This window comes from Methylomonas sp. Uni0011 (assembly GCF_056850255.1).
Genome location: NZ_JBVVNO010000018.1, coordinates 78,466 through 85,546, shown reverse-complemented (window position 1 = coordinate 85,546; position 7,081 = coordinate 78,466). Strand labels below are relative to the sequence as shown.

At 57.7% G+C, this 7,081-nt stretch carries 6 protein-coding genes and 1 pseudogene; 3 read left to right on the top strand and 4 right to left on the bottom strand.

Going from position 1 to position 7,081, the window contains the following annotated elements; genetic code table 11:
- Nucleotides 1-256 precede the first annotated feature (256 nt).
- The 4 genes and pseudogenes from AC0IM9_RS16885 to AC0IM9_RS16870 form a co-directional block, all read right to left on the bottom strand.
- Nucleotides 257-589: a type II toxin-antitoxin system RelE/ParE family toxin gene (locus AC0IM9_RS16885; protein WP_278210045.1), complete on the bottom strand. Its 333-nt coding sequence runs from the start codon at nucleotides 587-589 to the stop codon at nucleotides 257-259.
- Nucleotides 589-864, bottom strand: a complete 276-nt coding sequence (locus AC0IM9_RS16880; RefSeq protein WP_140913249.1) for a type II toxin-antitoxin system Phd/YefM family antitoxin — start codon at nucleotides 862-864, stop codon at nucleotides 589-591. The genes AC0IM9_RS16885 and AC0IM9_RS16880 overlap by 1 nt, the downstream gene beginning before the upstream one ends.
- Nucleotides 865-985: 121 nt before the next feature.
- Nucleotides 986-1,267: pseudogene (locus AC0IM9_RS16875) on the bottom strand (HepT-like ribonuclease domain-containing protein); the annotation flags it as partial.
- Nucleotides 1,268-1,352: 85 nt separating this feature from the next.
- Nucleotides 1,353-1,643, bottom strand: coding sequence for a nucleotidyltransferase family protein (locus tag AC0IM9_RS16870; RefSeq protein WP_278210046.1), 291 nt, complete (start codon nucleotides 1,641-1,643; stop codon nucleotides 1,353-1,355).
- Between the two features lie 150 nt (nucleotides 1,644-1,793).
- Between AC0IM9_RS16870 and AC0IM9_RS16865 the strand changes: the two genes are divergently transcribed.
- The 3 genes from AC0IM9_RS16865 to AC0IM9_RS16855 are packed head-to-tail and all read left to right on the top strand — an operon-like array spanning nucleotide 1,794 to nucleotide 6,987.
- A complete protein-coding gene (locus AC0IM9_RS16865; protein WP_482804767.1) occupies nucleotides 1,794-2,426 on the top strand; it encodes a DUF4194 domain-containing protein in 633 nt (210 codons plus the stop codon).
- Entirely contained in the window at nucleotides 2,426-5,797 is a 3,372-nt protein-coding gene (locus AC0IM9_RS16860) for an ATP-binding protein (RefSeq protein WP_482804766.1), read from the top strand. The genes AC0IM9_RS16865 and AC0IM9_RS16860 overlap by 1 nt, the downstream gene beginning before the upstream one ends.
- Nucleotides 5,794-6,987: a Wadjet anti-phage system protein JetD domain-containing protein gene (locus AC0IM9_RS16855; protein ID WP_482804765.1), complete on the top strand. Its 1,194-nt coding sequence runs from the start codon at nucleotides 5,794-5,796 to the stop codon at nucleotides 6,985-6,987. The genes AC0IM9_RS16860 and AC0IM9_RS16855 overlap by 4 nt, the downstream gene beginning before the upstream one ends.
- Nucleotides 6,988-7,081 lie beyond the last annotated feature (94 nt).

The window sequence follows — 7,081 nt, the reverse complement described above, 5'->3', positions numbered from 1 at the left end:
ATCAGGGTCCGAAGGCCTATCAAGTACCTTCATCAAGAGACCGAATATATGGCTGCAATCTTGATCTCTGTTGGAAACATCAATTTTGATAACACTTGGCTTGCAATTGGGGAGGAGTCCATATATGCGGTAAACAACGTGCACCGCATCGTTCGCGATTGGTGCGGTTCGTAAACTCACCACACCCTACAAATAAATTAAAGTCTGCCTATACCATCAAGCGTCGGCTCCCATAAAGCTCCATGACTAACCGGCTTTATTCACCGAGCAACCGCCGCGCCAGCAAAGCCTGCATGTCCCGCCGTCCGTCGGCGATCAGATAAACATAGACTTGTCGGGCTATGATGCGATAGACGATGCGGTAGGGTTTGAAGAAGACTTGGCGGTATTCCTGTATCCCCAGCGCCGCAAGTTCTTTCGGGAAATTGCCGCGTTCCGGGAAACTCGCCAAGTCGTCCAGCGTTTGCAACAACTTGTCCAGGACGGCATCGGCATTGGCCGGCGTATCGAATTCGGCGATGTAATCGTAAAGGCTTTCCAAATCCTGCTCGGCGCCGCGAGTCAGCAGCACTTGATAGGCAGCAGGCATCAGCGATTCGTCTTTTTCGCGCGCAGCCGGGCGGCGACTTCGGCCGCGGGTTTGGCGTTGCCGTCCGCAATGTCGCGGTTACCCAAGGCCAGTATTTTCAATAAGGCCAGGGTTTCCTGGGTTTCTTCGTAGGAGGCTACGTCCTGCAACACGGCCTTGGCTTCGCCGTTTTGGGTAATGACCAAAGGTTCGCGGCATTCGGCCAGTTTTAATAGCACTTCGGCGGCGTTGGCTTTCAGGTAACTGATGGGTTTGACTTGAGACGAGAAGCGCATGGAGGCACCGATGAATTTATAAAGGACTTAATATAGTCTTTTAATAGTCCGGCGACAAGTATCGAAATTGCTTAAGGAATGAATTCGTAACATTCGTGCGATTAGGCTTCGTTAATCGCACCTACACAAGCTGCCGGCGGTTATGAGTTACGGTTTTCTGAAGCTGCTGTAGCAAAGGCAGCAATTCGGGAATATCGGTTTGGATGACGCTCCATAGGGTATCGTTGTCGATGTCGAAATAACCATGAATCAAACGGTTGCGGGTGGCGATGATCATGCGCCAGGGTATTTGCGGATTGTTTTCGCGAATTTCGCCGGGAATATGGGTTGCGGCTTCGCCGATCAATTCCAGGTTGCGGACAGTGGCATCGTAGTTTAATCCGCTATCGACAAAGCGCTGCTGATCGAGGCCTTCGGTCTAAATGAGTACTTTTTCGGCAAACGTCAGCATATCGTCCTGATAAAAACGCCATTCGTGCGCGGCGGTTTCAGACATCGATGGCGTCCTTTTCGACGAATGGCCGCAATTCTGGGCGCAAGGCTTTATCGGTGACTAAATCCACCGGGCAACCCAACTGATCTTCCAGATAAAATTGCACTCCGAAATAACGGCTGGAGGTGGCGGGACCATCGAAGCCGACCAGAATGTCCACGTCGCTATTGTCCCCGGCTTCGTCGCGCGCTGTGGAGCCAAATAAAGCCAGTTGTGTGACGCCGAACCGTTGCGCGACAACGGGTTTCAGTTTTCTCAGTAGCTCTAAAGCATGGTTCCGTTTCATAAGGCTTTGTGGATTGAGTTCGTGAAATTCCGCTTTCAGTTAGAAATGGATAGTAGCATCGAAAGCCTAAAAGCAGATTGTCTCTTTTATCGAGGGTTTTACCCTAAAATACGCACAATTCAACGCCCGCTCGATCAAAACGACATAAGCATGGCCGAAACCGACCCCGAAATAGCCCTCCAATACGACTTGTCGACCGTTGTGATTCCCTTGCTGAAAGGCGTGATCTACCAGGAAACCGACGGCGGATTGTGGAATGCCTTGCTGAATCTGCAGGCCAGGGTACGAGATTACGTGGCGGTGTTGGGTTTGGAATTGGTGCTGGATGAGGCCGAAGGTTACGCCTTCTTGCGCTCGCGGCAGGCAGCGGACGAAGACGATGAGGCAGCGGTTAAACTACCGCGTTTGATCGCCCGCCGGCCCTTGTCGTTTCCGGTCAGTTTGTTGCTGGCCTTGTTGCGCAAACGTTTGGCCGAGTTTGACCGGGGCGGCGGCGAGACCCGGCTGGTGTTGTCGCGCGAGGACATCGTCGAATTGATCCGGGTGTTCTTGCCGCAACGCAGCAACGAAGCGCGGTTGATCGATCAGATCGAAACCCACATCAATAAGGTGGTCGAACTGGGCTTTTTGCGTAAACTCAAGACCGCTGCCAATCAATCCGCCAGTTACGAGGTCAGGCGCATTCTCAAGGCTTTCGTCGATGCGCAATGGTTGTCGGAATTCGACGCCCGGCTGGCCGAATACCAAACCCAATTGACCGCTGGCGGGGAAGGCGAGGAATAATGCAAAACGACCTGCAACTGTCGCTGGATTTCGTCGACGACGACACCCTGTCCGGCTTCCGCTTGCAACGGCTGGAAGTCTATAACTGGGGCACTTTCGACGGCCGGGTCTGGAGCTTGCAGCTCAATGGCCGCAACGCGCTGTTGACCGGCGACATCGGTTCCGGCAAATCGACCTTGGTCGATGCGGTGACGACGCTGCTGGTGCCGGCTCAACGCATCGCTTACAACAAGGCGGCCGGCGCGGACAGCAAGGAGCGCAGCCTGCGTTCCTACGTGCTGGGGCATTACAAATCGGAGCGCAACGAAGTCAGCGGCAGTGCCAAGCCGGTGGCCTTGCGCGGCGACAACAGTTATTCGGTGATCCTCGGCGTATTTCACAACGCCGGCTACGACCAGACCGTGACGCTGGCGCAAGTGTTCTGGATTGCCGACCGTCAGGGCCAGCCGGCAAGGCTGTATGCCGGTTGCGAACGCGACTTGAGCATTGCCGCCGACTTCGCCGACTTTGGCAGCGACATCGGCCAATTGCGCAAGAAGCTGCGCCATCTCGGCGCCGAATTGTTCGACAGCTTTCCGCCTTACGGCGCCTGGTTCCGCCGTCGCTTCGGCATCGACAACGAGCAGGCGCTGGAATTGTTCCATCAAACCGTGTCGATGAAATCGGTCGGCAATCTGACCGACTTCGTCCGCAGCCACATGCTGGAGCCGTCCGAGGTGGCGCCGCGCATTGCCGCGTTGATCAATCATTTCGACGACCTGAACCGCGCCCACGAAGCGGTGCTGAAAGCCAAGCGCCAGATGAGTTTGTTGACGCCGTTGGTGGCCGATTGCCAGCGTCACGGACAACTGCACGCACAAACCGAAACCCTGCGCGCCTGCCGCGAAGCCTTGCGTTCGTTTTTCGCCGGCTTGAAACAAAGCTTGCTGGAAAAGCGTCTGGCGACATTGGATCAAGATCTTGCCCGGCAAAACGCTCAGCTCGACCGGCTGAGCGAGCGCAAGCGGCAACAGCGAATGGAAGTGGGTGAACTGCAGCGCCAGATTGCCGCCAACGGCGGCGACCGCATCGCTCAATTGGGTTTGGAAATCGAGCGTCTGCAAGATGAAATGGCGCGCCGCCGCGATAAGTCCGCCCGTTACGAAAAATTGCTGCAAACCTTGGACTTGCCGGCCCCGGAAGACGCCGACGGCTTTCTGGCCCAGCAAAAGCAATTTGCCGATTTGCGGGAAAGCGCCACCGCTCGCGAGGCGGATTTACAGAATCAGGCCAGCGAAATCGGGGTGGCGTTTGCGCAGAGCCGTAATGAACATCAAGCCCTGCAAGCCGAATTGACCAGCCTGAAAACCCGGCGCAGCAATATCGACGATGCCCAAATCAAAATGCGCGAGGCGCTGTGCCGGGCGCTGAATCTGGCCGAGGCCGAAATGCCGTTCGCCGGCGAGCTGATCCAGGTCCGCGACGAGGACAAGGATTGGGAAGGCGCCGCCGAACGGCTGCTGCGCAATTTCGGCTTGTCCTTGCTGGTGCCGGATGCGCATTATGCGGCGGTGGCCGACTGGGTGGACCGGACGCAGTTGCGGGGCCGGCTGGTGTATTTCCGGGTGCGGTCCGGCCAACGCGGCGATTTGCCGGATTTGCACCGCGATTCCTTGGTTCGCAAACTGGCGATCAAGCCCGACTCGGCGTTTTACGATTGGCTGGAGCGCGAAATCGCCCATCGTTTCGACGTCGCCTGCTGCGCCACCCAGGAGCAATTTCGCCGCGAGCAAAAGGCCGTCACCCGCGCCGGGCAAATCAAGGCGCCGGGCGAGCGCCACGAAAAAGACGACCGCCACCGCCTGGACGACCGCAGCCGCTATGTGTTGGGCTGGTCCAATGCCGCCAAGATCGCCGCGCTGGAAGCCAAGGCCAAGCTATTGGAAAGCCGTCTGGCCGATTTGGGTGCCAACTTGGCGCAGATCGACCAGGCGAGGCAAGCGGTCAAGGCGCAACTGGAAACATTGTCCAAACTGGGCGAGTACCGCGATTTCCGCGAGCTGGATTGGCGACCGCTGGCCGGCGAGATTGCCCGGTTGGAACACGAAAAACGCGAGTTGGAAGCGGCGTCCGATCTGCTCAAACAACTGACCGAGCAGCTGGAGACGCTACAACAAGCGCTGGCCGATACCGAGCAGGCGTTAAGCGGCAAAATCAAGGAAACCGGCGCCACCGAACAACGTAAGCTGGCCGCCGAAGCGCTGCTGGCGGAAACTGGCGAGATTTTGCGCGAGGCCGGCGCGGAACATGCCGCGCATTACCCGGCGCTGGACGCGATGCGCGGCGAAGTGTTGGGCGAGCGGCAACTGACGATTGAATCCTGCGACAACCGCGAACAGGATTTTCGCGGCTGGCTGCAAGCCAGGATCGACGCCGAAACCAAGAAACTCAACCACCTGCGCGACAAAATCATCGATGCGATGCGCGGCTATTGCGCGGCCTTCCCGCTGGAAACCCAGGAAGTCGATGTCGGCATCGCTGCCGGCGGCGAATATCAAGCCATGTTAGAAAGCTTGCAAGCCGACGATCTGCCGCGCTTCGAGGCCCGTTTCAAGGAATTGCTCAACGAAAACACCATCCGCGAGGTCGCCAACTTCCAGTCGCAACTGGCCCGCGAGCGCGAGACCATCAAGGAGCGCATCGCCCGTATCAACGAATCCCTGACCCAGATCGATTACAACACCAACCGCTACATCGTGCTGGAAGCGCAGCCGACGCCGGATGCCGACGTGCGCGATTTTCAAAGCGAATTGCGCGCCTGCACCGAGGGCGCGTTGACCGGTTCCGACGACGAGCAATATTCGGAAAACAAGTTTCTGGAAGTCAAAAAAATCATCGAACGCTTTCGCGGCCGCGAAGGCCAAGCCGAGCAGGACCGGCGTTGGACCGGTAAAGTTACGGACGTGCGCAATTGGTTCAATTTCGGCGCCAGCGAGCGGTGGCGGGAAGACGGCAGCGAGCACGAACATTATTCCGACTCGGGCGGCAAGTCCGGCGGCCAAAAGGAAAAGCTGGCCTACACCATTCTGGCGGCCAGCTTGGCCTATCAATTCGGCCTGGAATGGGGTGCGTTGCGCTCGCGTTCGTTCCGTTTCGTGGTGATCGACGAAGCCTTCGGCCGCGGTTCCGACGAATCGGCGCAATACGGCTTGCGACTGTTCGAGAATCTCAATCTGCAATTGCTGATCGTCACGCCGCTGCAGAAAATCCACATCATCGAACCTTACGTGGCGGCGGTCGGCTTTGTGCATAACGAAGCAGGCCGCGCCTCGAAACTGCGCAATCTCAGCATCGAACAATATCGGGCCGAACGCGCGGCGCGCGGCGGATGAGCCAGCCGGTCTGGACTTTGCCGGCCGAGCTGCGCTTAGACTTGGACAAGCGCTGGCAGCGCGGCCAAATTCTGGCGGAAAGTTTGGCGCCGAACGGTTTGTTTCCGCTACGAATCGCGCTGAAGCAACCCAGTCCGGCGCAACTGGCCGCCGATTTTGGCGGGGTGCAAGCTTGGGTCGAAACCTGGCTGGCGGCGGATGCCCGGCATTTTTCGGTCGAATGGCGCGAGATCAATCATCGGCTGTCGGGCCGTAATCGCTTGCCGGCGGCGGCGGTTTTCGATACGGCGGAGGATGCCGCGGCGTATTTGAAAAAATCCAGGGAGTTGGCGGTTTTTGCGCAATTGGCGACAACGCTGACTGGCGATTTCTCGGTGTTGCGAGGCTGGCTGTTGAAATACCCGCTACGGGCTCTGGAGCATGCGGGCGAATGGCAAAAGCTGTTGAGCGTGGCCGGTTGGATGGTCGCGCATCCCCGGCCCGGCATTTATCTGCGCCAGATCAGCCTGCCCGGCATCGACAGCAAATTTATCGAGAGCCGCAAGAAATTGCTGGGCGAATGGCTGGATTTGCTGTTGCCGGAGTCGGCAATCGACGTCGCGCAAACCGGTGTAGCCGGTTTCGAAGCGCGTTACGGTTTTTTGGCGAAGCCGGCGACGATTCGCTTTCGGGTGTTGGATAGCCGGCTCGCCATCGCCGGCTTGACCGATTTAAGCGTCACTGCCGATGAGTTTGCGGTTTTGAATTTGCCGGTAGTGCGGGTGTTCGTCACCGAAAACGACATTAACGGTCTGGCCTTTCCGGAAGTCGCGGATAGCATCGTCATTTTCGGCAGGGGGTACGGCTTCGACGCGTTGGCGAAAGCCGGGTGGTTGCGCGACAAACAAATCCATTATTGGGGCGATATCGACAGCCACGGCTTTGCGATTCTGAGCCAGTTTCGCCAATATTTTCCGCAAACCCGTTCACTGTTGATGGACCAAGCCACCTTGCTGGCCCACCGCGCCTCGTGGGTGACAGAAGCCGCGCCCGGCCGGGCCGATTTATCTGAGCTGAGCGCCGAGGAAAGCGCGCTGTACGACGTACTGCGCGACAACCGTTACGGCCGAAATGTCAGGCTCGAGCAGGAGTACGTCGGTTTCGACCGTTTGCAGGCTTGGTTAGCCGGGTTGTGCGGCGGGGAAATATAAAAGGGGGTTTTGTTCTATCGGAGTGGGCCGATTTGTGGGAGTGGCGATCCGGTGCTAGCCTTTTCCTGGTCAAGTTCCGGACCATAAACTGCGG

What these genes read in the sequence shown, in the direction of transcription:
- AC0IM9_RS16885 (WP_278210045.1), bottom strand. Translation starts at nt 589, where the DNA reads ATGCCTGCTGCCTATCAAGTGCTGCTGACTCGCGGCGCCGAGCAGGAT.
- AC0IM9_RS16880 (WP_140913249.1), bottom strand. Translation starts at nt 864, where the DNA reads ATGCGCTTCTCGTCTCAAGTCAAACCCATCAGTTACCTGAAAGCCAAC.
- AC0IM9_RS16865 (WP_482804767.1), top strand. Translation starts at nt 1,794, where the DNA reads ATGGCCGAAACCGACCCCGAAATAGCCCTCCAATACGACTTGTCGACC.
- AC0IM9_RS16870 (WP_278210046.1), bottom strand. Translation starts at nt 1,643, where the DNA reads ATGAAACGGAACCATGCTTTAGAGCTACTGAGAAAACTGAAACCCGTT.
- AC0IM9_RS16860 (WP_482804766.1), top strand. Translation starts at nt 2,426, where the DNA reads ATGCAAAACGACCTGCAACTGTCGCTGGATTTCGTCGACGACGACACC.
- AC0IM9_RS16855 (WP_482804765.1), top strand. Translation starts at nt 5,794, where the DNA reads ATGAGCCAGCCGGTCTGGACTTTGCCGGCCGAGCTGCGCTTAGACTTG.